This is a genomic window from Janthinobacterium sp. JF4 (assembly GCF_059617925.1).
Map to the genome: position 1 here is coordinate 25,760 of NZ_JCAQAV010000009.1, position 26,088 is coordinate 51,847.

General features: G+C 64.8%; 21 protein-coding genes. 6 read left to right on the forward strand and 15 right to left on the reverse strand.

Features of this window, described 5'->3' with window-relative positions; translation table 11 throughout:
- The first annotated feature begins 36 nt into the window (after positions 1 to 36).
- Positions 37 to 597 carry a YdcF family protein gene (locus tag AC54AF_RS10315; protein WP_496636470.1) on the forward strand — a complete coding sequence of 187 codons (561 nt, stop codon included), beginning with the start codon at positions 37 to 39 and terminating at the stop codon, positions 595 to 597.
- A gap of 2 nt (positions 598 to 599) precedes the next feature.
- Positions 600 to 962 carry a hypothetical protein gene (locus tag AC54AF_RS10320; protein ID WP_496636471.1) on the forward strand — a complete coding sequence of 121 codons (363 nt, stop codon included), beginning with the start codon at positions 600 to 602 and terminating at the stop codon, positions 960 to 962.
- A gap of 4 nt (positions 963 to 966) precedes the next feature.
- Here AC54AF_RS10320 and glpK read toward each other — a convergent pair whose 3' ends face one another.
- The 8 genes from glpK to glpD form a co-directional block, all read right to left on the reverse strand.
- Positions 967 to 2,460, reverse strand: a complete 1,494-nt coding sequence (glpK, locus tag AC54AF_RS10325) for a glycerol kinase GlpK (RefSeq protein WP_496636472.1) — start codon at positions 2,458 to 2,460, stop codon at positions 967 to 969.
- Between the two features lie 81 nt (positions 2,461 to 2,541).
- Positions 2,542 to 4,269 carry an ABC transporter substrate-binding protein gene (locus AC54AF_RS10330; protein ID WP_092794480.1) on the reverse strand — a complete coding sequence of 576 codons (1,728 nt, stop codon included), beginning with the start codon at positions 4,267 to 4,269 and terminating at the stop codon, positions 2,542 to 2,544.
- A 207-nt stretch (positions 4,270 to 4,476) separates the two neighbouring features.
- On the reverse strand, positions 4,477 to 4,752 hold the full coding sequence (locus AC54AF_RS10335) for a DUF2160 domain-containing protein (protein WP_496636534.1): 276 nt from the start codon (positions 4,750 to 4,752) through the stop codon (positions 4,477 to 4,479).
- 28 nt (positions 4,753 to 4,780) lie between these two features.
- Complete coding sequence (locus AC54AF_RS10340; protein WP_496636473.1) at positions 4,781 to 5,587, reverse strand: carbohydrate ABC transporter permease; 807 nt, start codon at positions 5,585 to 5,587, stop codon at positions 4,781 to 4,783.
- Entirely contained in the window at positions 5,584 to 6,468 is an 885-nt protein-coding gene (locus AC54AF_RS10345; RefSeq protein WP_034754965.1) for a carbohydrate ABC transporter permease, read from the reverse strand. The genes AC54AF_RS10340 and AC54AF_RS10345 overlap by 4 nt, the downstream gene beginning before the upstream one ends.
- Positions 6,468 to 7,568, reverse strand: coding sequence for an ABC transporter ATP-binding protein (locus tag AC54AF_RS10350; RefSeq protein ID WP_496636474.1), 1,101 nt, complete (start codon positions 7,566 to 7,568; stop codon positions 6,468 to 6,470). The genes AC54AF_RS10345 and AC54AF_RS10350 overlap by 1 nt, the downstream gene beginning before the upstream one ends.
- A gap of 1 nt (position 7,569) precedes the next feature.
- Positions 7,570 to 8,673: an ABC transporter ATP-binding protein gene (locus AC54AF_RS10355; RefSeq protein ID WP_496636475.1), complete on the reverse strand. Its 1,104-nt coding sequence runs from the start codon at positions 8,671 to 8,673 to the stop codon at positions 7,570 to 7,572.
- A 74-nt stretch (positions 8,674 to 8,747) separates the two neighbouring features.
- Positions 8,748 to 10,271: a glycerol-3-phosphate dehydrogenase gene (gene glpD / locus AC54AF_RS10360; RefSeq protein ID WP_496636476.1), complete on the reverse strand. Its 1,524-nt coding sequence runs from the start codon at positions 10,269 to 10,271 to the stop codon at positions 8,748 to 8,750.
- A gap of 227 nt (positions 10,272 to 10,498) precedes the next feature.
- On the opposite strand from glpD, the gene AC54AF_RS10365 reads away from it, so the two are divergent.
- The 3 genes from AC54AF_RS10365 to AC54AF_RS10375 all read left to right on the forward strand — a co-directional run bounded on the left by AC54AF_RS10365 (position 10,499) and on the right by AC54AF_RS10375 (position 13,120).
- Positions 10,499 to 11,257, forward strand: a complete 759-nt coding sequence (locus AC54AF_RS10365; RefSeq protein ID WP_193316641.1) for a DeoR/GlpR family DNA-binding transcription regulator — start codon at positions 10,499 to 10,501, stop codon at positions 11,255 to 11,257.
- 356 nt (positions 11,258 to 11,613) lie between these two features.
- A complete protein-coding gene (locus AC54AF_RS10370; protein ID WP_496636477.1) occupies positions 11,614 to 12,117 on the forward strand; it encodes a MarR family winged helix-turn-helix transcriptional regulator in 504 nt (167 codons plus the stop codon).
- An 85-nt stretch (positions 12,118 to 12,202) separates the two neighbouring features.
- Entirely contained in the window at positions 12,203 to 13,120 is a 918-nt protein-coding gene (locus AC54AF_RS10375; protein ID WP_496636478.1) for a pyridoxal-phosphate dependent enzyme, read from the forward strand.
- Positions 13,121 to 13,123: 3 nt separating this feature from the next.
- Here AC54AF_RS10375 and AC54AF_RS10380 read toward each other — a convergent pair whose 3' ends face one another.
- The 7 genes from AC54AF_RS10380 to AC54AF_RS10410 all read right to left on the reverse strand — a co-directional run bounded on the left by AC54AF_RS10380 (position 13,124) and on the right by AC54AF_RS10410 (position 23,866).
- Positions 13,124 to 15,124: a diguanylate cyclase domain-containing protein gene (locus AC54AF_RS10380; protein WP_496636479.1), complete on the reverse strand. Its 2,001-nt coding sequence runs from the start codon at positions 15,122 to 15,124 to the stop codon at positions 13,124 to 13,126.
- Positions 15,125 to 15,143: 19 nt separating this feature from the next.
- On the reverse strand, positions 15,144 to 15,674 hold the full coding sequence (cysC, locus tag AC54AF_RS10385; RefSeq protein WP_496636480.1) for an adenylyl-sulfate kinase: 531 nt from the start codon (positions 15,672 to 15,674) through the stop codon (positions 15,144 to 15,146).
- 63 nt (positions 15,675 to 15,737) lie between these two features.
- Positions 15,738 to 18,407: a molybdopterin-dependent oxidoreductase gene (locus AC54AF_RS10390; protein WP_496636481.1), complete on the reverse strand. Its 2,670-nt coding sequence runs from the start codon at positions 18,405 to 18,407 to the stop codon at positions 15,738 to 15,740.
- Between the two features lie 11 nt (positions 18,408 to 18,418).
- On the reverse strand, positions 18,419 to 19,645 hold the full coding sequence (locus tag AC54AF_RS10395; RefSeq protein WP_496636482.1) for an NAD(P)/FAD-dependent oxidoreductase: 1,227 nt from the start codon (positions 19,643 to 19,645) through the stop codon (positions 18,419 to 18,421).
- Positions 19,642 to 19,995 (reverse strand): nitrite reductase small subunit NirD, encoded by a 354-nt coding sequence (gene nirD, locus AC54AF_RS10400; RefSeq protein WP_131686406.1) that lies wholly within the window; start codon positions 19,993 to 19,995, stop codon positions 19,642 to 19,644. The genes AC54AF_RS10395 and nirD overlap by 4 nt, the downstream gene beginning before the upstream one ends.
- Before the next feature lie 12 nt (positions 19,996 to 20,007).
- On the reverse strand, positions 20,008 to 22,560 hold the full coding sequence (gene nirB / locus AC54AF_RS10405) for a nitrite reductase large subunit NirB (protein ID WP_496636483.1): 2,553 nt from the start codon (positions 22,558 to 22,560) through the stop codon (positions 20,008 to 20,010).
- A 10-nt stretch (positions 22,561 to 22,570) separates the two neighbouring features.
- The gene (locus AC54AF_RS10410; protein WP_496636484.1) at positions 22,571 to 23,866 is read right to left on the reverse strand and encodes an MFS transporter; all 1,296 of its coding nucleotides are present in this window, start codon (positions 23,864 to 23,866) and stop codon (positions 22,571 to 22,573) included.
- Between the two features lie 403 nt (positions 23,867 to 24,269).
- On the opposite strand from AC54AF_RS10410, the gene AC54AF_RS10415 reads away from it, so the two are divergent.
- The gene (locus tag AC54AF_RS10415; RefSeq protein WP_496636485.1) at positions 24,270 to 25,907 is read left to right on the forward strand and encodes a CehA/McbA family metallohydrolase; all 1,638 of its coding nucleotides are present in this window, start codon (positions 24,270 to 24,272) and stop codon (positions 25,905 to 25,907) included.
- The last annotated feature ends 181 nt before the right edge of the window (positions 25,908 to 26,088 follow it).

Sequence of the window (26,088 nt, forward strand, 5' to 3'; positions counted from 1 at the left end):
CGTATCATGCGTCCATTCCTAACTTGATGATGCGCTATGCGAAAAATAACTGTGCTCGGTTCAAGCGCTGTTGGCATGTTCCTGCTGGCCACCGCCGCCCTCGTGCTGGCCGGACTCAACGACAAGCTGGCGCCCGCCGACGTGATCGTCGTGCCGGGCAACACGATCCTGCCCGACGGCACGCCCAGCCCGCGCCTGCGGGCGCGGCTCGACGTGGCGCTCAAGCAGTTCCAGGAACACAGGGCGCCGCGCATCCTCGTCAGCGGGGCCACGGGCAAGGAAGGTTTTGACGAGGCCGCGGCTATGGCCCGCTACCTGCAATCGCGCGGGGTGCCGGCCGGCGCCATCCTTGAGGATAATCAAGGCTGGACCACGGACGCCACGGCGCGCAACGCGGCGCTTCTCATGCGCCGGCACGGCTGGCGCACGGCCATGGTCGCCACACAATATTTCCACGTGCCCCGCTTCCGGCTGGCGCTGGAGCGCAGCGGCATCGCCGTCAGCGGCAACGTGCATGCTCGCTATTTCGAGCTGCGCGACCTGTATTCCGTGCCCAGGGAAACCGTGGGCTACCTTGTGTATTACGTGAAATCCTGAACATGAAGATACTTGCCTTTGCCGCCAGTTTTGGCCTGGTGGCCGTATGCGCAGTGCCGTCGATGGCCGCCGCCGATGCGGAGCCGATTGGCGCCGCTGCAAGCCTGTATCTGTTTGGCGTGCTGATGCTGGGGCTGTGCATCGCCGCCTTTGGCGCACTGGCGCGGCGTGTGGACGTGACGCATGGCCACTGGCTGTCGGCCTGCGCGGGCGCGCTGTGCGGCGCAGTGCTGTATGTCAGTTTCGCGCTGGCATTTGCAACGCAATCGATCACGACGAGCCTTTCCTATGCCGCCAGCGCCCTGTGCGCCGCAAGCACGGCCCTGTTACTGCCGGGCCTGCTAAAAGCCGTGGCACGCCATTAAGAACTCACTCGCTCCAGTCGCGCGACCGTTCCACGGCCCGCTGCCATTTGTGCAGCCGGCTCAAGCGCTCGTCGGCCGCCATGGCAGGTTCGAAACGGCGTCCCACCTGCCATTGGGCGGCGATTTCTTCCTGCGATTCCCAGAAACCCACGGCCAGGCCGGCAAGATAGGCGGCGCCCAGGGCCGTCGTTTCCGTCACCACGGGACGCACCACGGGCACGTTCAAGATGTCGGCCTGGAACTGCATCAGCATGTCGTTGCGGGCCGCGCCGCCGTCGACGCGCAATTCGGAGAGCGCGATGCCCGCGTCGTCCTGCATGGCGGACAAGACGTCGACGTTCTGGTACGCAACGCCTTCGAGCGCCGCGCGCGCGATGTGCGCCTTGCCCGTGCCGCGCGTGATGCCGATCAGGGTGCCGCGTGCATACGGATCCCAGTACGGCGCGCCGAGGCCGGCGAACGCGGGCACGAAGACCAGGCCGCCCGAATCGGGCACGCTGGTGGCCAGCGCTTCCACTTCAGACGAGTCGCGGATGATGCCGATGCCGTCGCGCATCCATTGCACGGCCGCGCCGGCGATAAAGGCGCTGCCTTCGAGCAGATAATCGGTCTTGTCCGTTCCCTTGCCCAGGCTCCAGCCCACCGTCGTCAACAGCCGGTTTTTCGAGGGCAAGGGGCGCTTGCCCACGTTCATCAGCATGAAGCAACCCGTGCCGTAGGTATTCTTCGCCATGCCCGGCTTCAAACAGGCCTGGCCGAACGTGGCGGCCTGCTGGTCGCCCGCGATGCCGGCGATGGGCACGGACACGCCCAGCAAGTCTGGATAAGTGTGCGCCGCCACGCCGCTCGAGGGCACGACGTCGGGCAGCAGGGAGGCGGGAATGTCCAGCAGCGCCAGCAGGTCCGTGTCCCATTGCAGGGTGTGGATATTGAACAGCATGGTGCGCGCCGCGTTGCTCGTGTCCGTCAAGTGGGCGCCACTCATCTTGTAGATCAGCCAGCTGTCGACGGTGCCGAAGGCCAGTTCACCCCGTTCGGCGCGCGCGCGGGCGCCGGGTACGTTGTCGAGCAGCCATTTCAATTTAGTCGCGGAAAAATAGGCGTCCAGCACGAGACCCGTCTTGCGCTGGATCACGTCCGCCTTGCCCTGCTCGACCAGTTGCTCGCAGTAAGCCGCATTGCGGCGGTCTTGCCAGACGATGGCGTTGGCGACGGGTTCGCCCGTGGCGCGGTCCCACAGCACCGTCGTTTCGCGCTGGTTGGTCACGCCGATGGCGGCCACGTCGGATGCGGCCACGCCGCTGTCGCGCAGCACCTGCTGCAGCACGCCCTCTTGCGACGCCCAGATGTCGTTCGCGTCATGCTCGACCCAGCCCGGCTGGGGGAAAATCTGGCGAAATTCGCGCTGCGCGCTGGCGTGCGGCCGGCCCGCATGGTCGAACAGGATGGCGCGCGAACTGGTGGTGCCCTGGTCTAAAGCAAGTATGTATTTGGTCATGGTCGCTACTACGTCTTTACAGTGAAAGGGGCACAGGCAAACGCCCGTGCCCCGGAACAACGGCGGCAGAAGTTTACACGACTACCTGACCTTGCCTTCTTTCCAAGCCTGCAATAATTTATCGTAGGCAATCGTTTCACCCTTCGGCTTTTCATTCGCCAGCTTTTTCCATGGGGCGTGCTGATCCGACAGATACTGGTTCGGGTCGCCCTTCGGATTGAGCTTCGGCGCGCACGCCTTCATGCCGGCCCGCTGCAGCCGCGCCATGACCTGGTCCATTTCCTCGGCCAGGTTATCCATGGCCGCTTGCGGCGTTTTTTCCGCCGTGATGGCCGTGGCCACGTTTTTCCACCACAGCTGCGCCAGCTTCGGATAGTCGGGCACGTTGTTGCCCGTCGGCGTCCACGCCACGCGGGCGGGGCTGCGGTAGAACTCGATCAAGCCGCCGTACTCGTTCGCGTGTTTCGTGAAGTAATCGTGGCGGATGTCGGAATCGCGGATGAAGGTCAGGCCAACGATCGACTTCTTCAGCGACACGGTTTTCGACGTGACGAATTGCGCGTACAGCCAGGCGGCGGCCTTGCGGTCGTCCGGCGTGGACTTGAACAGGAACCAGGAACCGACGTCCTGGTAGCCATTCTGCATGCCCTCTTTCCAGTACGGGCCGTGCGGCGACGGTGCCATGCGCCATTTCGGCGTGCCGTCCTTGTTGACCACTGGCAAGCCCGGTTTCGTCATGCCGGCCGTAAATGCCGTGTACCAGAAGATTTGCTGGGCGATTTCACCCTGCGCCGGCACGGGCCCCGATTCCGAGAAATTCATGCCGTTCGCCTGCGGCGGCGCATATTTCTTCATCCAGTCGATGTATTTCGTCAACGCGAAGACTGCCGCCGGTGAATTGGTGGCGCCGCCGCGCGACATCGATGCGCCCACGGGCGTGCACTTGTCGGCCGCCACCTTGATGCCCCACTCGTCGACCGGCATGCCGTTTGGAATGCCCTTATCGGCTGCGCCAGCCATCGACAGCCACGCATCCGTGAAGCGCCAGCCCAGGGACGGATCTTTCTTGCCGTAATCCATGTGACCGTAGACTTTCTTGCCGTCCAGTTCCTTCACGTCATTGGTGAAAAAGTCGGCGATATCTTCGTACGCGGACCAATTCTGCGGCACGCCCAGCTCATAGCCATACTTGGCCTTGAACTTGGCTTGCAAATCCTTGCGCGCGAACCAGTCGGCACGGAACCAGTACAGGTTGGCAAACTGCTGGTCGGGCAACTGGTACACCTTGCCGTCCGGCGCCGTGGTAAAACTGATGCCGATGAAATCCTTCAAGTCCAGGCCCGGGTTCGTGAATTCCTTGCCCTTGGCCGCCATGTAGTCGGACAGCGGTTCCACGGCGCCATAGCGGTAGTGCGTGCCGATCAGGTCGGAATCGGAAATCCAGCCGTCATAGATGCTCTTGCCGGACTGCATCGACGTTTGCAGCTTTTCCACCACGTCGCCTTCCTGGATGATGTCGTGGCGCACCTTGATGCCCGTGATTTCCTCGAAAGCCTTGGCCAGGGTCTTCGATTCGTAGACGTGGGTATCGATGGTTTCCGAGACCACGGAAATTTCCTTGATGCCCTTGGCTTTCAGCTTGGCCGCCGCATCGATGAACCATTTCATTTCAGCAAGCTGTTGCTGTTTGCTCAGGCTGGATGGCTGGAATTCCTTGTCGATCCAGGTTTGCGCCTGCTTGGCGTCCGCCAGGGCCGCATTCGACACGAGCATGGCCGCAGCCGCGAAGACCGTGAACTTCAATTTCATCGTGAATCTCCTTTATAGTTGTCATCCGGCCTGCCGGAGGCGGGCCGCTGTTTTCATCTACGACTTAACACACCCAACTAACTTGAAGCGCCTGACAGAAGCGTAGCGAGCGGCAGTGATTTGTGGCCGGGAAGCGCAACCGTACTCTAGTACGGTGAGCATCGCCGGCCGCAAAGCGCGCCGCGCAGTTGCTTATGTCTGGTGCCCTCACCCCCAACGCATTACCACTACTAACAAGACAAAACTGATGGCCGCACCTATCGCCTGCTGCATTTCCGTAAACCCCGCCCACGCCAGATTCACGTAGGCTGCCGTGAGCAGTCCGATGAACAAACGGTCGCCGCGCGTCGTCGGCATGGGCAGGAAACCCTTGCGCTCGATGCTGGGCGAACGGATTTGCCACACCGTCATGCCAGCGAGCATCAAGCCGATGCAAATGAAGAAGATCGCCACTTCCGGCGTCCAGGCCATCCAGCCAAACAGGCTGGTTGTGCTATCGGTATTGTCCATGTCACACCCTCCCCATCGCGAAACCCTTGGCAATGTAATGCCGCACGAACCAGATCACCAGCGCGCCGGGCACGATGGTCAGCACGCCCGCCGCCGCCAGCACGCCCCAGTCCATGCCCGCCGCCGACACGGTGCGCGTCATGGTGGCGGCGATCGGCTTGGCATTGACGGACGTCAAGGTGCGCGCCAATAACAGTTCCACCCAGCTGAACATGAAGCAGAAGAAGGCCGTCACGCCCACGCCGGACTTAATCATCGGCAAGAAGATGCGGATGAAGAAGCGGGGGAAGCTGTAGCCGTCGATATACGCCGTCTCGTCGATTTCCTTCGGCACGCCGGACATGAAACCTTCCAGTATCCACACGGCCAGCGGCACGTTGAAGACCATGTGCGCCAGCGCCACGGCCAGGTGGGTATCCATCAGGCCCACCGTCGAATACAGCTGGAAGAACGGCACCAGGAAGACGGCCGGCGGCGTCATGCGGTTGGTCAGCAGCCAGAAGAACAGATGCTTGTCGCCCACGAAGTTATAGCGGGAAAACGCATACGCGGCCGGCAAGGCGACGGTGACCGACATGACCATGTTCAAGGCCACGTAGATCATGGAATTGAGGTAACCGCTATACCAGGACGGGTCCGTGAAGATCGTGTGGTAGTTGGCGAACGTCAGTTGCTCGGGCCACAGGCTCAGCACGCCGACGATTTCCTCGTTGGTCTTGAGCGACATGTTGAGCATCCAGTAGATGGGCAGCAAGGAGCCCAGCAGGAATACGATCAGGATGGCGCTGCTCATTTTCTTGTGCATCATTTCTGGTCTCCCGTGCCGACGCGCTGCATCCACGTGTACAGCACGAAGCAGAACAGCAGGATGATGAGGAAATAGATCAGGGAGAAGGCGGATGCCGGCCCCAGGTCGAACTGGCCCACGGCCTTCTGCGTCAGGTATTGCGACAGGAACGTGGTCGCATTGCCTGGTCCGCCACCCGTCAGCACGAACGGTTCCGTGTAGATCATGAAACTGTCCATGAAGCGCAGCAACACGGCGATCATCAGCACATTGCGCAGTTTCGGCAGCTGGATGTAGCGGAACACGGCCAGGCGCGAAGCGCCGTCGATGCGCGCCGCCTGGTAATACGCGTCGGGAATGGCGCGCAAGCCCGCATAGCACAGCAGCACGACCAGGGGCGTCCAGTGCCAGATATCCATCACCATCACCGTCAGCCACGCGTCGAGCGAATTGCCGTTGTAATTGTAATCAAAGCCCAGCTGGTTCAGGGTGTAGCCCATCAGGCCGATGTCGCCGCGGCCAAAGATTTGCCAGATGGTGCCCACCACGTTCCAGGGAATCAAGAGGGGCAGCGCGATCAGCACCAGCGCCAGCGAAGCCTTCCAGCCATCGGCCGGCATGCACAGGGCGATCAGGATGCCCAGCGGAATCTGGATCGCCAGCACGGAGCCGGAAAACAGCAGCTGGCGCAGCAAGGCGCTGTGCAAGTCGCCGTCGAGCATGACCATGCGGAACCATTCCGTGCCCACGAAGACCTTTTGCGTGGGGCTCAGAATATCCTGCACGGAATAGTTCACCACCGTCATCAGAGGCAGGATGGCGGAAAAGGCCACACACAGCAGCACGGGCAAGATCAGTAGCCAGGCGCGGCGGTTGTTATCGGTTTTACCGTTATGTATCATCAGGCCACCCGCTTATCGTTGACATAGAAAAGGGTGCGTTGCGGCGGAAAGCGCATCCGCACAGCGTCTCCGGGCACGGCTTCGATGGCGCGCAGCTTGGCCGCCACCGTCGCGCCGCCCAGCTGGAATTCCACCAGGTAATGCGTGCCCATGTTGCGCACGGCCGTGACCGTCGCGTCCAGGCAATGGTCGCTACCGTCGCCACCCTCGCCCCCCTGCACGCATTCGACGAATTCCGGCCGCACGCCCAGCGTGATCTTCCCTTGCGCGCCAGAGAGCGCCGCGCGGGCGGCGGCGGACACGGCCAGCACCTGCCCCGCCACGCGCACGCCGCCGTCATCCAAGGTGCAATCGAGCAAGTTCATGCCCGGGTTGCCGATGAAATAGCCGACAAAGGTGTGCTCGGGTTCCTCGAACAGCGCTTGCGCGCTGCCCGTCTGCACCACTTCGCCCTGCGTCATGACGACCACCTGGTCGGCAAAGGTCAGCGCTTCCACCTGGTCGTGCGTAACGTAGATCAACGACAACTTCAGTTCGTGGTGGATTTCCTTGAGTTTCCTGCGCAACAGCCATTTCAAATGCGGATCGATCACCGTCAGCGGTTCGTCGAACAGCACGGCCGCCACGTCCGGACGCACGAGGCCGCGTCCCAGTGAAATCTTTTGCTTGGCGTCCACGGACAAGCCGCTGGCGCGCAATTTCAGGTCGCCCGTCAATTCCAGCATCTGCGCCACCTGCTGCACGCGCTTTTTCACCTCGCTCTCTTTCCAGCCGCGATTGCGCAGCGGAAACGCCAGGTTGTCGTGCACGGTCATGGTGTCGTAGATGACGGGAAACTGGAACACTTGCGCGATATTCCTCGCCTCGGTCGGCAGCTGCGTCACGTCCTTGCCGTCGAACAGCACCTTGCCATGCGACGGTTTCACCAGGCCGGAGATGATGTTGAGCAAGGTCGTCTTGCCGCAGCCGGACGGCCCCAGCAAGGCATACGCGCCGCCGTCATGCCATTCCATGCTCATGGGCCGCAGCGCATAATCGGCCGGTGCCGTCGGGTTCGGCTTGTAGGCGTGGGCCAGGTCGAGCAGTTCGATGCGCGCCATGTCAAGCTCCCCCTGTCATAGTTTGCCCAGGAGCAAACAACAGCCCGCCGTCTTGCGCGAAGATGAGCAAGGCATGCGGCTGGCAATACACGGTGCAGGCGCTGCCGATCTCCAGGTTGTGCACGCCGCCCAGCTGCGCCACCAGGGCCAGGTCGCCACGGCGCGCATGCACATAGGTTTCCGAGCCGCTGATTTCCGCCAGGTCCACCTGCACCGCGATGGCCACGTCGCCCTCGGACTGGGGCGACAGATGCAGGCTGTGCGCGCGCACGCCGAGGATCACCTCCGTGCTGTCGCCCAGGCGGGCGCGCTGCGCGCCGCTCAAGTGGATCGACAGGCCGTCCGCCGCCTGCGCCACGCCATTCGCATCCACGCGCGCGGGGATCAGGTTGATGGGCGGATCGCTGAAGGTGCGCGCCACATCGATGGAATTGGGGGCGTTGAAGACGTCCAGGGTCGGTCCCTGCTGCAGCAGGCGTCCCTCGTGCAGCACGGCCACGTGGCCGCCGAGCTGCAGCGCTTCCAGCGGTTCCGTCGTCGCATACACGACCGTCGTGCTGCCGCTGGAAAACAGTTCCGTCAGTTCGCGGCGCAATTCCTCGCGCAGCTTATAGTCGAGGTTCACCAAGGGCTCGTCGAGCAGCAGCAACGATGCATCCTTGATCAGCGCGCGCCCCAGCGCCGTGCGCTGCTGCTGGCCGCCCGACAGTTCCCCGGGCGTGCGCTGCAAATAGGGCGTGATGTGCAGGCGCTCGGCCAGCGCCAGCACTTTCGCGCGGATCTGCTCCTCGGGCACCTTGCGCAAGCGCAAGGGCGAGGCGATATTGTCGTAGACGGTGAAGGCCGGATAGTTGATGAATTGCTGATACACCATGGCCAGGTTGCGCCGGCTGACGGGCACGCCCGTCACGTCGACGCCATCGGCCGTCACGGTGCCCCCGCTGGGCTTGTCCAGGCCCGCCATCACGCGCATCAGGGTCGTCTTGCCGGCACGCGTGGTGCCCAGCAAGACGTTGATGGCGCCCGGCACCAACGCCAGCGACATCGTATATAAAAAATCGTCAGCCCCCTGCTTCCTGCTGATCTTGTCCAGTACCAGTTGCACGCGCTTCTCCTCCAGTGATGTTTTCTTATTCTTCGCCGCACCCTCTGCGGGGCGCGGTCGCTTACGTGTGCTGCTTACGGCAAAGGGTGCTGCACCAGCCAGGCGTCGAGCCTGCCCGCCGTCTCGCGCGGCAGGTGCAGACCCAGCTTGGAGCGCCGCCACAGGATGTCGGCAGCGCTGACGGCCCATTCATGGCGCCGCACATAATCGACTTCCGCCGCGTACAGGCCGGCGGCGATTTCCTCGCCCATGGCCGCCACGTCCGCCCGCCCATCGAGCAGCACGTGGATGCGCGTGCCGTAGGCGCGCGCATAGCGCGCCACCAGCGCCGCCGGCAGCCACGCATACTCGCGCTGCAAGCCTTGCACGAACTGGCCGAACTCGCGCACGGAGCGGTTCTGCGGCGTGCTGCCGAACACGTCGCCGCCGGGCAGGCAGGCGTTGGCCGTCCAGGCCGGCCGCGTATTGCCCAGCAAGGGCGCCAACATATCCACGGCTTCCTCGGCCAGCTTGCGGAAGGTGGTGATCTTGCCGCCGAAAACACTGAGCAGCGGCGCCCCTTCCTCGTCCAGCTCGAAGCGGTAATCGCGCGTGACGGCCTTGGCGTCGGCCGCCGCATCCTCCACCAGCGGGCGCACGCCCGCATACGTCCACACCACGTCGGCCGGCACAATGGGCTTGCTGAAATAGTAACTGGAAAGTTCGCACAAGTAACGAATTTCCTCGTCATCGATTTCCACCTTGCCAGTGTCGCCGTGATAGTCGAGGTCGGTGGTGCCGATCAGGGTGAAATCGTGCTCATACGGAATGGCAAACACGATGCGCCCGTCCGGATGCTGGAAGATGTACGCATGATCATGCTCGAACAATCGCTTGACGACGATATGGCTGCCCTTGATCAGGCGCAAATGCCGTCCCTGTCCGCCGGGCGCCGCCTGCTGCAGGAACTCTGCCGTCCACGGCCCGGCCGCATTGACGACGCTGCGCGCGCGCACCATCGTCTGCCTGCCGCTGGCATGCTGCAAGGTCGCCAGCCAGCAAGCGTCCGCCCCCTCGCCCTCGCGCGCCAGCAGCGTGCAGCGCGTCTGCGTCAGCACCCGCGCACCCTTGTCCGCCGCGTCGATGGCGTTCAGCACCACCAGGCGCGCATCGTCGACCCAGCCATCGGAATACACGAAGCCCCGCTTGAACTCGGGTTTTAACGGTGCGCCGGCCGCGTGGCGCGTCAAGTCGATGCCGCTGGAGGCGGGCAGGATTTCCCGCTTCGCCAGCATGTCGTAGAGGAACAGGCCGGCGCGTATCAGCCAGGCCGGGCGCTGGCCCTTGGCGTGCGGCATGACGAAGCGCAGCGGCCACATGATGTGCGGCGCCGAGCGCAGCAGCACTTCGCGCTCGATCAGCGCCTTGCGCACGAGGCCGAATTCATAGTATTCGAGGTAGCGCAGGCCGCCATGTATCAGCTTGGTCGAGGCCGACGACGTGTGCGCGGCCAGGTCGTCCTTTTCGCACAGCGCCACGGACAAGCCCCGCCCGGCCGCGTCGCGCGCGATGCCGGCGCCATTGACGCCGCCGCCCACCACCAGCACGTCGCATGCCATCGTTGTCTCCACCCCTTGCTGTGCTGCGGCCATCGGGACTCCGTGTCTGTCAGGGAAAGGCCGGCGAGGAAAGACTAGGCATCGCCGGCGACTGTCGTTAAGATCAATACAGATGTAATACGAATTCAATATGGATAAGATTACGCCAGAATACGAACTCATAGCAACATATTTTCATCACTATTTGTTCGTTTTTGTTCGTTTGTGATTTTTAAAGAGACAAACCCATGATTTTGAATCCCCGCCAGCGCCGCCTGCTCGAAGTGGTGCGCCAAAAGGTCACCATGTCCGTCGAAGAGCTGGCCCAGCAGCTGGACGTGACGCCGCAAACCGTGCGCCGCGACGTCAAGCAGATGGAAGAAGCGCGCCTGCTGGCCCGCTATCACGGCGGGGTCGGCTTGCCCTCGTCCGTGGAAAACATCGATTACAGCCAGCGGCAAGTGTTCAACAGCGACGCCAAGCGGCGCATCGCCGCCGCCGTCGCCGCGCAAGTGCCGCACGGCTGTTCGCTGCTGATCAATATCGGCACGACGACCGAGGAAGTGGCGCGTGCGCTGGGCCGCCACACGGGCTTGCACGTGGTGACGAACAACCTGAACGTGGCCGCCATCCTGGCCGACAACGCCGCCTGCGAAGTCATCGTGGCCGGTGGCGTGGTGCGCGGGCGCGACCGCGGCATCGTCGGCGAAGCGACCATCGACTTCATCCGCCAGTTCAAGGTCGACATCGGCATCATCGGCATCTCCAGCATCGACGAGGACGGCAGCCTGCGCGACTTCGACGCGCGTGAAGTGAAGGTGGCGCAAGCGATCATCGAACAGTCGCGCGAAGTGTGGCTGGTGGCCGACCAGCACAAATTCGGCCGCAAGGCGCTGGTGCGCCTGGCCGACCTGGCGCAAGTCGACATCCTGTTTACGGATGCGCCGCCGCCGCCCCGCTTTGCCGAAGTATTGCGCGAAGCGGGCGTGAAGGTGGTGCTGGCCTGAACGGGCCGCATTTCTGCAGGAAAACCTCGCACTGTCGCGTGGGCAATACGTCGTCTGTGGGCAAGCGTGCGGAATGATATGAAATATTTATCAATTCGGCAAAAATGCTGTTACCATTGATGCAACATGAGTTATTTTTTTAATCTTCCTCTCCGGCAATACGATTATTTGCTTGATATTGCTTTTTATCCATTCAGAGCAAGAAAAAAAGGAAAAACTCTTTGCCGGTAAGTGATTTCCTGTGAAAACAGTGTTAGAACTACCTCAAGCACGATGATTGTTCCCAAACAAACCACTCGACAGCAAGCGTGAAGGCCTTAACCATGCCGGCAACGCCGCCCAGTGAAGGAAAAGAAATGAGCCATAATTTTGAAGCGGCCGCCATGCCGCAAGCCGCCCATCCCAACAGCGTCCCTGTCAGCGAGCTGGAAGCCCATCTCGGCTACTGGCTGCGTTTCGTTTCCAACCACGTTTCCCACAGCTTCCAGAAAAAAGCCGAAGCCAATGGCGTGACGGTCTCTGAATGGGTGGTGCTGCGCGAAATGTTCCGCCTGGGCTGCACCTCGCCCACGGTGCTGGCGCAAGTGTCCGGCATGAGCAAGGGCGCCGTCTCGAAACTGATCGACCGCCTGGAAAGCAAGGGCATGGTCAGCAAGTCGATCCTGCTGGCCGACCGCCGCCAGCATTCGATCGAGCTGACCACGGAGGGCGAGGCGCTGGTGCCCGTGCTGGCCGAGATGGCCGACCAGAACGACGAGGAATTCTTCGGCCAGCTGCCGCGCCAGCTGCGCGACGACCTGCTCGAGGCGATGAAGGAAGTGGCGCGCACGCATCAGCTCAAGAGCGCCCCGCTGAACTAGCAGTAGTAACCCATCCGGCAAGGGTGACACGGTGACACGGACGCTTCGGCTATGATGCTGGCCTGACTGTCTACCAGGAACACGCATGGCCCTGCACATCGAAACTCCCTTGCTCAATTCGCGCGCCCTGAGCCTGCATAGCGAACGCGCCATCTGGCTCAAGCTCGAAGCCTTGCAGCCGCCCGGCTCCTTCAAGATCCGCGGCATCGGCCTCGCCTGCGAAGAATACGCGCGGCGCGGCGCCAGCCGTTTCATCTCCTCTTCCGGCGGCAATGCCGGCATCGCCGTCGCCTATGCGGGACGCCAGCTGGGCATTCCCGTCATCGTCGTCGTGCCGGAAACGACCAGCGCGCGGGCCAGGGCCCTGATCGCGCAGGAAGGCGCCGAAGTCATCGTGCACGGCGCCGCCTGGCAGGAAGCCAATGCGCTGGCGCAATCGATGCTCACGCCGCAAGACGCCTTCCTGCATCCGTTTGACGACCCGCTGCTGTGGCAGGGTCACGCGGGCATGATCGATGAAGTGGCCCGCGCGGGCCTGAAACCGGACGCGGTGGTGCTGTCGGTGGGCGGCGGCGGCCTGCTGGCCGGCGTGGCCGAAGGCTTGCAGCGCAATGGCTGGGATGACGTGGCCCTGGTGGCCGTGGAAACGCAGGGCGCCGCTTCGCTGGCGGCCGCCGTGGCCGCGCGCGAACACGTGGCCCTGCCCGCCGTGACCAGCATCGCCACCTCGCTGGCCGCGCGCCAGGTCTGCGCGCAGGCATACACCATCAGCCAGACGCGCCTGCTGCACAGCGTGGTGGTGTCGGACCGGGCCGCCGTCGATGCCTGCCAGCGTTTTATCACCGACCAGCGCCTGGTGGTGGAGCCGGCCTGCGGCGCGGCGCTGGCCGCCGTCTACGGCAAGGCGCCGGAACTGGCGCCCTACCGCAAGGTGCTCGTCATCGTCTGCGGCGGCGTGACGGCCACCACGCAGCAGCTCGACCACTGGACTGCCAGCCTGTAGTAGCTACGGCGCCGCCTCGAGCAGCGCCACGCCGTCGCGGCCCTGCCCCTTGGCGGCATACAGGGCCTGGTCGGCCAGGTCCAGCAATTGCGCCGGCGTCAGCGCGCCTTCGCGGAAGATGGCGATGCCGATGCTGGTCGTCACCGGCAGCGCGCCGCTGGCCAGGTCGAAGGGCTGGCGGATGGCGTCGATGATCTTGGCGCCGACCTGGCGCACTTCGGCCGCGCCGTTCACGCCTTCGAGAATGATCACGAATTCATCGCCGGCCAGGCGCGCCACCAGGTCGCTGGCGCGCACGCTGCGCACCAGTCGCGAAGCGAATTCCTTCAGCACCTCGTCGCCCGCCTTGTGTCCCAGGCTGTCGTTGATGGCCTTGAAACGGTCGATATCGAGATAGGCCAGCGCCATCGGCGCGCGCGCGGCCCGCGTGCGCTGCATGCTTTGCGCCAGCTGCTCGTCGAAGCGGCGCCGGTTGGCGATGCCCGTCAGGGTGTCGGTGGCGGCGGCAAACTGCAGCGCCGTGTGCATCGCCTTGGTCTTGGTGATTTCGTGGATCAGGCCATACACGCCTTCCACCGCACCGCTCTCGCCCACGTCGGGCACGTAGCTGGTCTGGAAGGCGCGCCGACCAGCGTCCCCCTCGCCATCGATGGTGAATTCATATTCGACCTCTTCGCCCGCAAAAGCGCGCAGCAGGTAGGCTTCACGCAACTGATACGCTTCCTCCCCCAGCACCTCGCGGATCGACTGCATCAGGCTTTCCTCGCGCGACCTGCCGAACCATTTTTCAAACGTGGCGTTGATGAACTGGTAGCGGTGCTCGCGGTCGATGTAGACGATCACCACGGGCACGTGGTCCGTCAGCAGTTTCAGGCGCCGCTCGCTGTCGCGCGTCTGCGCTTCGGCGATTTCGCGCTCGGCCACCAGCGAGTAGAAATCGCGGCTCAAGTCGCCGATCTCGTCGCGCCGCTCGATCTGCAGCGCCTCGATGCCCAGGCGCTGGCGGCGGATCTGGTGCACCTGGCGGCGCAGGCGCTCGAGTGGCTGCAGCAGGCGCAGCACCACGCGCCAGCCGGCCAGGCCCGCCAGCGCCGCCAGCAGCACGGCGGCCAGCAGGATCTTGCTGCGGATGGCGTGCAGCGGCGCGAACGCGTCGCTCATGGGATAGACGGATACCAGTATCCAGCCCGTCGAAGCGATGCGGTGGTAGGCAAACAGCGCATCGACGCCTTGCGTGGTGGCGCCCGTCAGCCAGCCCTCGTAGCCCTGCATGGCGCGCCGCGTCGGTTCGCTGACGGGGCCATGGGCTTCGATATGCTGCATGATGCGCGACTTGTCGGGATGCTCGACGATGATGCCTGCGCTGGTCATGATGTACAGGTAGCCGCCCGGCCCCGGCTTGAGGGCGCCGAGACGGCCGAGGAAATCGGGCTGGCGCAGGTTGACGCTGGCCGCCAGCACGTAACGCACGCCGCCCTGCGCATCGAACACGGGCTGCGTCACCACCACGATGGGCATGCCGGAAATGCTGCCATTGAGCGGCGCGGAAATCACCGAACGCCGGGTCTTCAGCGTCTGTTCAAAGTAGGGCCGGCCCTTCACGCTCAGCCCCGCCTGCGGCTTGAAGGGACTCACGCTGGCCAGGAGCAGGCCGTCGGCGCCCACCACGCCGGCCGAATAAAACTCCGTACCCAGCACCGTTTGCGCGGCCAGGAAGCGCTGCAGGCTTGCGCCATCGTGCGCGCCGCCGGCCGCCAGGCTGTCTGCCATCGCGCGCAGGACATTGCGCTTGGCGTCGAGTTCCTCGTCGATGAAGACGGCGGCGCTGGCCAGCGATACGTACTGCTGGCGCCCCGTCACGTCGCGCATGCCGCGCTCGGCCACGGCCAGGGTGGCCAGCGCCAGCGAGGCAACCGCGCCCAGCACGAGCAGGAAGACGACCACGCTCATGCGCGCCTTCAGGCTGGCGGGCAGGCGCCGGCGCAGCAGTTTGCGCAAGGTCATACGCATCGCCGCCACGCCGTCACAGCCGCTGCTGCAAATACCGGCACAGACGCCCGACCGACTCGTCCAGCGCCAGGGTCCCCGTGTCCAGGGTCAGCGCGGCCGCCAGCGGCGCTTCATATGGCGCGGAAATGCCCGTGAAGTGCGGCAGTTGCCCCGCGCGCGCCTTTCCATACAAACCCTTGGGGTCGCGCGCCTCGCACACGGCCAGCGGCGTGCTGACGTGGACTTCGATGAAATGCGCCGTGCCGATGATGGCGGCGGCCATGGCCCGGTCGGCGCGATACGGCGAAATGAGGGCGGCGATGACGGTCAGGCCCGCCGCGTTCATCAGGCGCGCCACTTCGGCCGTGCGGCGGATGTTTTCATGCCGGTCTTCCGGCGTAAAACCCAGGCCGCGGTTCAAGCCATGACGCAGCTGGTCGCCGTCGAGCACCGTCACGGCGCGGCCCTGCGCCTTGAGCGCTTGTGCCAGCGCCAGCGCAACGGTGGTCTTGCCGGCGCCGCTCAAGCCCGTCAGCCAGACCGTGTCGTGTTGTCCTGCTGTCATCACACTGCCTCTCCCCTTGTAGAGCTGGCAATATAGCAAAGCCGCGCAGGAAAGGACAGATTATCAGGCAGCGCTGCGCGCCTCAAACAGCAATTGTCGTATCTCCGGCACGCAGGAACCGCAATTGCCGCCCGCCTTGACGCAGGCCGTTACCTGCGCCGTCGTCGTCAGTTTTTGCTCGGCGATGGCCGCGCAGATGGTGTTGCGCCCCACCCCAAAACACGAGCAGACGGTAGGGCCGCCATCCATGCCCTTGCCAATGGGCTGGCCCAGCAGCACGCCGGCGCGGTCGGCGGCATCGAGCTGCGCGTGCGCAAACAGGCCCGCCAGCCAGCTGCGCGACGGCAGGTCGGGACGGGGCGAGACGTACACGCATTGCGCGATGCGCCCCTCGTCCAGGTGCACGGCGCGGTACACGCCGGCGCTGGCGTCCGCATAGTCGAGCCAGTCGGCGTTGTCGTCCGTGACGCCGAGCAGCGCGCGCGCCCAGGCCCCCAGGTCTTCGATGCGCTGGCGGCCCGCCAGTTCGTAGCGCAGGAACTGCTCGCCCTGGATGCGCGTCCAGTGCGCCACGCCGTCCAGGTTCAAGGGCGTGCGGCTCAGGACAAACGCATGCCAGTGCACGCGGAACTGCTCGATGCGCACTGGCGTGTGCTTGAATTCGGGCTCGCCCGAGACAGGGTCGACGACCGGGTTGACGACGGCGCCCACGCGCGCGTCGGACGCGTTCGCGTCGCTCCAGTGGATCGGCACGAAGACCTGGCCGCGCGCGATGCCGCCGCCATGCACGACGCGCGCCACCATCGCGCCCCAGGCGCTGGAGACGCGCGCCAGCTCGCCTTCGCGCACGCTGTACAGCAATGCATCCTGCGGGTGGAGGTCGATGAACGCTTCGGCGACGTGGCCCGAGAGTTTGGCCGCCTTGCCCGTGCGCGTCATCGTGTGCCACTGGTCGCGCACCCGGCCCGTGTTCAGGATCAGCGGATAGTCTTCGTCGGGCCGGTTGCGCGGCGCGCGCGGCGCCGTGGGAATGAAACGCGCGCGCCCGTCCGCATGCGCGAAGCGGCCGTCGCCGAACAGCCTCGCCTGGCCCTGCGGCCATTGCTGCGGCGCCAGCGCGTCGTACTGCGCCGCATCCATGTCCACCAGGTGGCCCAGGTTGAACAGGCGCTGTGTGGTCCCTTCGTTACGGAAGGCGGACAGGCGCGCGTGTTCGTCGAAGATGGCTTGCGGCGACGTGAAATCGAAACCGGCATAACCCATGCGCCGCGCCACGTCGCACAGCACGTCCCAGTCGGCGCGCGCTTTGCCGGGCGCCGGCAAGAACGCCCGCTGGCGCGAGATGCGCCGCTCCGAGTTCGTCACCGTGCCATCCTTTTCGCCCCAGCCCAGGGCCGGCAGCAGCACGTCGGCATGCGCGTTCGTGTCCGACTGCGCGCTGATGTCCGACACCACCACCAGCTCGCATTTTTCGAGCGCGCGGCGCACCTGGTCGGCGTCCGGCATGCTGACCAGCGGATTGGTGGCGATGATCCACACGGCCTTGACCTTGCCCGCTTCGATGGCGTGGAACAGTTCCACGGCCTTCAAGCCATTCTTGCTTGCCATGCGCGGAGAGTCCCAGAAGGTTTGCACGGTCTCGCGGTGCAGCGGATTCTCCAGCTCCAGGTGCGCCGCCAGCATGTTGGCCAGGCCGCCCACTTCGCGCCCGCCCATGGCGTTCGGCTGGCCCGTGAGGGAAAACGGCCCCATGCCGGGCTGGCCGATACGGCCCGTCGCCAGATGGCAGTTGATGATGCTGTTGACCTTGTCCGTGCCGGAAGACGACTGGTTCACTCCCTGCGAAAACGCCGTGACGACCTTGCGCGTGGCGGCAAACGCCTGGTAAAACACCAGCAAGGCTTGCGGGTCGACCTTGCAGATGGCCGCCACCTGCAAGGGGTCGCCGCAATCGATGTGCGCCGCCGCCAGCGCTGCATCGAGTCCGGCACTGTGCTGCGTGACGAAAGCGTCATTGACCACGCCTTCGCGCGCCAGATGGCACAGCAAGCCGTTAAACAGCCACACGTCGGTGCCCGGTTTGACGGGCAGGTGCAGGTCGGCCAGCTCGCAGGTGGCCGTGCGGCGCGGGTCGATCACGACCACTTTGACTTCGGGCCGGCTTTCCTTCAGGCGCGCGATGCGCTGGAACAGGATCGGATGGCACCAGGCAGTGTTCGAACCGACCAATACGATCAGGTCGGCCAGTTCCAGGTCTTCATAGCAGCCAGGCACGATATCCTCGCCAAACGCGCGCTTGTGGCCCGCCACGGCCGACGACATGCACAGGCGCGAATTGGTGTCGATGTTCGCGCTGCCCACATAGCCCTTCATGAACTTGTTGGCGACGTAGTAGTCTTCCGTCAGCAGCTGGCCCGAGACGTACAGGGCCACGGCGTCGGGGCCATGTGCATCGATGATGGCGCGCAGGCCGCCTGCCACCTGGTCCAGCGCAGCATCCCAGGAAGCGCGCTGCAGCACGCCGTCGACGCGCACCTGCGGCTGCAGCAAACGGTTCTCCAGGTCCAGGGTGTCGCCCAGGGCCGAGCCTTTGACGCACAGGCGGCCCAGGTTGGCCGGGTGGCTGCTATCGCCGGCGATGCGGATGGCGCCATCGGGCAGGCGTGTCGCTTCCACGCCGCAGCCGACGCCGCAATACGGGCAAGTGGTTTTCACGGGCGTGCAGCTTGTCATGAGATGTCCTGTCAGGCGGCCTGGGCGCACAGCGCCTGGCCAAACAATAAATGGGCGCGCAGCTTGCTGATGTCGCGTCGCTGCTGGATCAGGTCGAAGTACCAGGGACCGTCCTGCACGTCGCCATACAGCACGACGCCGGCCAGGCGGCTGCCCTGCACCACCAAGCGCTTGTAGATTGCGCGGCGCGGATCGCGCAGCACCAGGTCTTCGCTGCCCTCGCCGCCGATGATGTCGCCGGCCGAGTACAGGTCGATCCCCGTCACTTTCAATTTCGTGGCGCTGGCCTGCTGCACGTAGCGGCGGTGTCCCGCGCCGGCCAGGTGCGCGCCGCACACGCGCGCCTGTTCCCAGATGGGCGCGACCAGGCCGAAGGTGGCGCGCCGGTGCTGCACGCATTCGCCCACGGCGTACACGCGCGGGTCGTAGCTTTGCAGGCAGTCGTCAACGACGATGGCCCGTTCGCAGTGCAGGCCGGCCGCTTGCGCCAGGGCGATGTTCGGGCGCACGCCGGCCGTCATCACCACCAGGTCGGCGGGGATGCTGCTGCCGTCCGCAAACTGCACGCCTTCCACGCGGGCCCGGCCCAGGATGGCGGACGTCTGCGCGTGCATCAGGAAACGCAGGCCGCGCGCTTCCAGCGCCGATTTCAGCAGCATTGATGCGGGTGCGTCGAGCTGCTGGTTCATCAGCGCGCCGCTCATGTGCACCACGGTGACGTCCATGCCCTGGCGTTGCAAGCCGTTGGCCGCTTCCAGCCCCAGCAAGCCGCCGCCGATGACCACCGCGTGGCGGTGCGTGCGCGCCGCCTGCAGCATGGTGTCGACGTCGGCGATATCGCGAAAACCGATCACACCCGGCAGTTCGTGGCCCGGCACGGGCACGATGAAGGGCGTGGAACCGGTGGCCAGCAGCAGGCGGTCGTACGCTACCGTGATGCCGGACAGCGCTTGTACCGTGCGCGCCTGGCGGTCGATGCGCACGACCGGGTCGCCCGCGTGCAGGGTGATGCCGTTGTGCGCATACCAGTCGCGCGTATGCAGCATGATGTCGTCCACCGACTTTTCGCCGGCCAGCACGGGAGACAGCAGGATGCGGTTGTAATTGCCATGCGGCTCGGCGCCGAAGACGGTGATGTCGTACAGGTCGGGCGCCAGTTTCAACAGTTCCTCGACCGTGCGCATGCCGGCCATGCCGTTGCCGACCACGACCAAAGAAGGACGCCGGGGCGGGTTCACAGGGCCACCCACACCATGTCCGCAAACACGCGCGCCGGCCAGGCGGCCACCGAGTGTTCTGGCGCTTCGATGCACTCACCGCTGGCCAAATCGAAGTGCTGCTTGTAGATGGGCGACGCCACCACGACGCGCTCGCCGATGCTGCCCACGAGGCCCCGCGAGAGCACGGAAGCGCCCGCGTTCGGGTCGACATTGTCGATGGCGTACACGCGCGGCGCCGCATCGCCGACGCGGAACACGGCCACGTGGCGCCCATTCAGCAGCGCGCACACGCCCGTGTCGGGCACGATGTCGGTCAAGGGACAGATGGCCACCCAGTTGTCGGCGCTGGCGCCGGAAAGTTCATTCATCGCATTCATGGCTCAAGCCTCCACTGCCAGGATGGGGATCACGGCGCCGCGGCGTTCATCTGGCGTGGCGGGCCGTATCTGGCCCCGCTCTTCCACGAACACCACGTTTTCATCGTGCTTCTCGCTGTTGACGAAATGGCGGAAACGCTGGCGCACGGCGGGGTTGGAGACGGCTTCCTGCCACTCGCAGGCATAGGTGTCGACCACGTGCTGCATGTCCGCTTCCAGTTCGTGGGCGATGCCCAGGCGGTCGGCCACGACGACGGCTTTCAGGTAATCGAGGCCCCCTTCCAGGTTGTCGCGCCACACGCTGGTGCGCTGCAGGCGATCGGCCGTGCGCACGTAGAACATCAGGAAGCGGTCGACATAGCGCACCAGGGTCGCTTCGTCGAGATCGGACGCCAGCAGTTCCGCATGGCGCGGCTTCATGCCGCCGTTGCCGCACACGTACAAATTCCAGCCCTTCTCCGTGGCGATCAGGCCGATGTCCTTGCCCTGCGCCTCGGCGCATTCGCGCGTGCAGCCGGAGACGCCGAACTTGATCTTGTGCGGCGTGCGCAAGCCCTTGTAGCGGTTTTCCAGCTGGATCGCAAAGCCCACGCTGTCGGCCACGCCATAGCGGCACCAAGTGGAGCCCACGCACGATTTCACCGTGCGCAGCGACTTGCCGTAGGCGTGCCCAGATTCGAAGCCGGCCGCGATCAATTCTTCCCAGATGGCCGGCAACTGGTCGACGCGCGCGCCGAACAGGTCGACCCGCTGGCCGCCCGTGATTTTCGTGTAGAGACCGTATTTTTTCGCCACCGTGCCGACGGCGATCAAGCCGTCGGCCGTCACTTCGCCGCCCGGCATGCGCGGCACGACGGAGTAGGTGCCATCCTTCTGGATATTGCCAAGAAAATAATCGTTACTGTCCTGCAGGCTGGCGTGCACGGGAGAGAGCACGAAATCGTTCCAGCAAGACGCGAGGATATTCGCCGCCACGGGCTTGCACACGTCGCAACCGAGGCCCTGGCCATGCGCGCCCAAGAGTTCGCCGAAACTGCGGATCTTGCCCACGCGTACCAGGTGGTGCAATTCCTGGCGCGAGTACGCAAAGTGCTCGCATACGTGGTTGTTGACGGCCAGGCCCTGCTTCTGCATTTCCGCCTTCATGATCTGCGTCACCAGCGGCACGCAGCCGCCGCACGCGGTGCCCGCGCACGTAGCACTTTTCAGGGCGCCGATGCTGGTGGCGCCATCGGCGACGGCCGCGCACAGCGCACCCTTCGACACGTCGTTGCACGAGCAGATTTGCGCCGAGTCGGGCAAGGCGTCCACGCCCAGGCCCACCTTTTGCTGGCCGTCCGCCTGCGGCAGGATCAGGAATTCGGGGGATGCCGGCAGCTCGATTTTATTGAGCATCATCTGCAGCAAGGTGCCGTATTCGCTGGCGTCGCCCACCATCACGCCGCCCAGCAGGTATTTGCCGCAATCGGAGACGACGATCTTCTTGTAGATCTGCTTGCGCTCGTCCATGAACTGGTAGGAGCGGCTGCCCGGCGCATTGCCGTGCGGGTCGCCCAGGCTGGCCACGTCCACGCCCATCAGTTTGAGCTTGGTGCTCATGTCGGCGCCCTTGAACGACGCTTCGCCCTCCTCTTCCAGCACATGGCGCGCCGCGATGCGCGCCATTTCATAGCCGGGCGCCACCAGGCCGAAGACCAGGCCGCCCCACAGCGCGCATTCGCCGATCGCATAAATATCGGGGTCGGAGGTGACGCAGCTGTCGTTGATGGCGATGCCGCCGCGTGGTCCCACGTCCAGGCCGCAGGCGCGCGCCAGCTCGTCGCGCGGGCGGATGCCGGCCGAGAAGACGATCATGTCCGCTTCCAGGTGGCTGCCGTCGGCGAACTGCATGCGGTGCGTGGCCGCCTCACCGTCGACGATGGCCAGCGTGTTCTTTTGCGTGTGCACGGTCACGCCCAGCTCTTCGATCTTGCGGCGCAAGACGCGCGCGCCGCCCTCGTCGACCTGCACGGCCATCAGGCGCGGGGCGAATTCCACCACGTGGGTGTCGAGCTTCAAGTCGCGCAAGGCCTTCGCGCATTCGAGACCCAATAGTCCACCGCCGATCACCACGCCCGTTTTTGACTTACCGCCCCAGGCCAGCATGGCTTCCAGGTCTTCGATGGTGCGGTAGACGAAGCAGCCATCGCGCTCCTTGCCCGGCAGCGGCGGCACGAACGGCGTCGAGCCGGTGGCGAACACCAGCTTGTCGTAGGCCAGCACTTCACCCGTGCTGGCCGTGACGGTTTTCGCCGCGCGGTCGATGGACACGGCGCGCGCATTGAGCTTCAGCACGACGTTGCCCTTGTCGAAGAAGCCGGGCGCCACCAGCGACAGGTCCTCGGCCGATTTGCCGCTGAAAAATTCGGACAGGTGCACCCGGTCATAGGCCGGGCGCGGCTCTTCGCACAGCACGGTGACATGCAGGTGCGGCGCGTTTTCCAAGACCAGGCGTTCGAGGAATTTGTGCCCGACCATGCCATGGCCAAGGACGACGATGTTCAAGGGGTGGTTCATTGCTGTCTCCTCAGGCCGCGGCCATGTTCGGTTCGGCCGCTACACGGGTAAAGCGCACGGCGATGGCGCACAGGGCCGAGATCACCACCAGCGCGCTCAGGATGAGCAGGGTCTGGCGGATGTCGCCCGTGCCCTTCATCAGGAAGCCGGCCGCCACGGCGCCCACGTTGCCGCCGGCGCCGATGATGCCGGCCACGCCGCCCAGAGCCTTGCTGTCGATGAAGGGGACGAGCGCGTAGGTGGCGCCGCACGCCATGTGGGTGAACAGGCCGAAGACCAGCATGGCGATGACGGCGTAGGTGACGCTGTCGACCTTGGCAAACCACAGCAGGCCCACGCCTTCGCCGATCATCAGCATGAACAGCAGGGTCACGCGGCTGTTCAGGTTGCCGCGCAGGGCCAGCTTGTCGGACATCCAGCCGCCCAAAGCGCGGGCAAACAGGGCCAGCAAGCCGAAGCTGCCCGCGGCCAAGCCAGCCGATTTCAAGGACAGGCCAAAATGGTCGACGTAGTACACGGCGGCGATGTTGTGGATGAAGATTTCAATGCCGAAGCAGGCGCCGTAGGTGACGAACAGCAGCCACACGCGATAGTTGGAGCTGGCGGCCTTGAAGCTGTCCCAGCCACCTTTCTTTCCACCCTCGATAGCCACGCCGGCGGCACGCAAGTCCGAATAATTACCTTCCGGGCAATCCTGCGTATAGCGCCAGTAGAGGGCCGCCATCACCAGCATCAGCACGCCCGGCACCAGCAGGGCCACGCGCCAGCCCAGCGATTCGGACACGCCCAGCATCAGCACGGCGCCCAGCAGCAAGGGCATCAGCGCCTGCGCCGCGCCGCCGCCCGCATTGCCCCAGCCGGCGGCCGCCGCATTTGCCGTGCCGACGACACGCGGGGCGAACATCACGGAGGTGTGATATTGCGTGATGACAAAACTGGCGCCCACGGCGCCGATGCCCAGGCGGAAGAACAGAAAGCTTTCATAGCTTTGCGAAGCGGCCACGCCCAGCACGGGTATGGCGCCCAGCAGCAGCAAGCCCGTGTAGGTCTTGCGCGGGCCGTAGCGGTCGCACAGGGGTCCGACGATCAGGCGCACGAGGATGGTGATGGCGACGGCCGCGATATTGATGTTGGCCACTTGCGCCAAGGAAAGGCCGAACTCGCCCTTGATGACCGGCATCAGCGGCGCGCAGGCGAACCAGGCGAAGAAACACACGAAAAATGCCATCCACGTCAGGTGGAATGCGCGCATGGGCGGCGTGGCGAGGGAGAAGAGCGCGATGCGCGTTGCTTTTTGGCTGGCCATGATAGGTTCCCGAAGTATCCCGAAAATAACAAAAATGCAAACAAAAACGGCGCCCGCCCCCGCCGATGAAAAAAATCAGCCTGGGCGGACGCCGTTGTCCATGTGGTCCGTCGTTGGACCGTTGTGCGTTTATTCAGGGGATCGCCGTTGATCCGTACCTTCTGTTTAGCAAGTGCCGTGCCAGCTTCCCTGACGGGCACGCAGCACCATTCGCACCGGCTTTGCGTCATGTCATGGCACCTGACGGTGCAAGGGCGCCACTTGCTGGTGCATGCGGGAACCAGTACGTGGCATCTCTTGTCTAAACCACCATCTGAAGCAGTCGCGGGAGGCCACGATGGTCAAGACATTGCGTTGGCTACGGCCGCCATGGTTGGCTTGCACGTGCGCCGGGTTGTTACTGATGACATGGAGCAACAGTGCCGGCGCGCAAGAGCCGAAGGAACACAGCGAGCTCGACGCCACCGTCGTCGCGCCCTTTCACGCCGCGCGCGGCGAGCGGACAACGCAGGCGCGTACCTCGCAGTCACGTACATTTATTGTGCGCCTCGCCTATCCCGACGAAGGCCGCACCCATGCGGTGCGCTGGACCTTGACCTTGTCCGGCCCGGGGTCGCAAGGCGCCGTGCTGCGGCGCTGGTCGGGCGCAGAACAGGTGGGCGCCGGCGGCAAGAGCATCACCGTGCCCTGGGATGGCCGCGCCGACGCCGAGGCGCGCGAACGGCGCGTGCCGGTCCCGGACGGTTTATATGAGCTGCGCCTGCTGGCCGTGGCCGATGCCGGCACGCCACAGCAAGCGCAGGTGGAACAGCAGTGGCCCATCCTGGTGCGGCGGGGCGTCGGCACGGCGCCGAGGGTGCCCGCCTTCCAGGCCGGCCTGCAGCAACTGCCCAGCCTCGATGGCCAGCCCGGCTACCGCATCGTCTACGCCAACCTGCACAGCCAGACGCGCCACAGCGACGGCGGCGCGGCGCTCGATGCCTGCCATGGCGCGCAAGACCCGCAAACGGCGCCCTACGGCCCCATCGATGCCTACAAATATGCGCAGCAGCATGGGCTCGACGCCCTGCTGACGTCCGAACACAACCATATGTATGACGGTTCCGACGGCACGAATGGCGCTGCCACCCCAGCCGAAGCAATAGCCCTGTACCAGACGGGCCTGGCCGAAGCGGCCGCGTATACAGCCGCCCACCCCGGGTTTCTGGCCCTGTATGGCATGGAGTGGGGCGTCATCAACAAGGGCGGCCATGTGAACATTGTCAATGGCGACCAATTGCTGGGTTGGGAACGAAATGCCAGCGGGGAACTGCTGGCCGAGGTGGAAACGCCGAAGGGCGACTATGCGGGCCTGTACGCGCTGATGCGCGAACGGGGCTGGCTGGGTCAGTTCAACCACCCTGCGCAAACGGGCCAGTTTCTCGTCAACGGCCAGCCGCTCGGCTACACGCCGGACGGCGACGCGGCCATGGTACTGTGCGAAGTGATGAATACGTCCGCGTTTTCCACCAACGACGAGGAAACGGAGACGCGGCGCAGCAACTATGAGGCAGCCTGCAACCGGGCCCTGGCGGCCGGCTACCACGTGGCCTTCAGCAGCAACCAGGACAACCATTGCGCCAACTGGGGCGCGTCGTATGGCAACCGCACGGCCGTGCTGGTGGCCAGCCCGGCCGCCGGCATGCCCGTTTCCCGCGACAGCTTCGTCGAAGCGCTGCGCGCGCGCCGCGTGTTTGCCACCATGGACAAGCACGCGCAACTGCTGTTTACGGCCAATGGCAAGCTGATGGGCGAGCGCTTCGACAACCACGGCCCCTTGCACCTGGCCACCCATTTCAGCAACAGCGCGGGGCGGCAAGCGGCCGTCGTCGCCATCTTCCACGGCGTGCCGGGCGGTAACGGCTCCGTCACGCAGCTATCGGATCAGGCCGAGCTCACCCTCACGCCCGCGCCCGGCCCCCATTTCTACTATGTGCGCCTGACGCAGGACGATGGCAACCTCGTCTGGTCGGCGCCCGTGTGGGTCAATCAATTGCCGTGAACGCCGCAGATCAGAGTGCGGCAACGGCACGGACTGGTACACCATGCGCCGCAGATTCTGCGGCCTGCTTCCATTCCAGCAAACAATATTGGAAAAGTAACTTTTTTTTAAACTAGTCGCCCATAGACACTGGTTCCCCACAGCAATCCATGGCACCATGGCTGCGCCGTTTTGCCTGCAA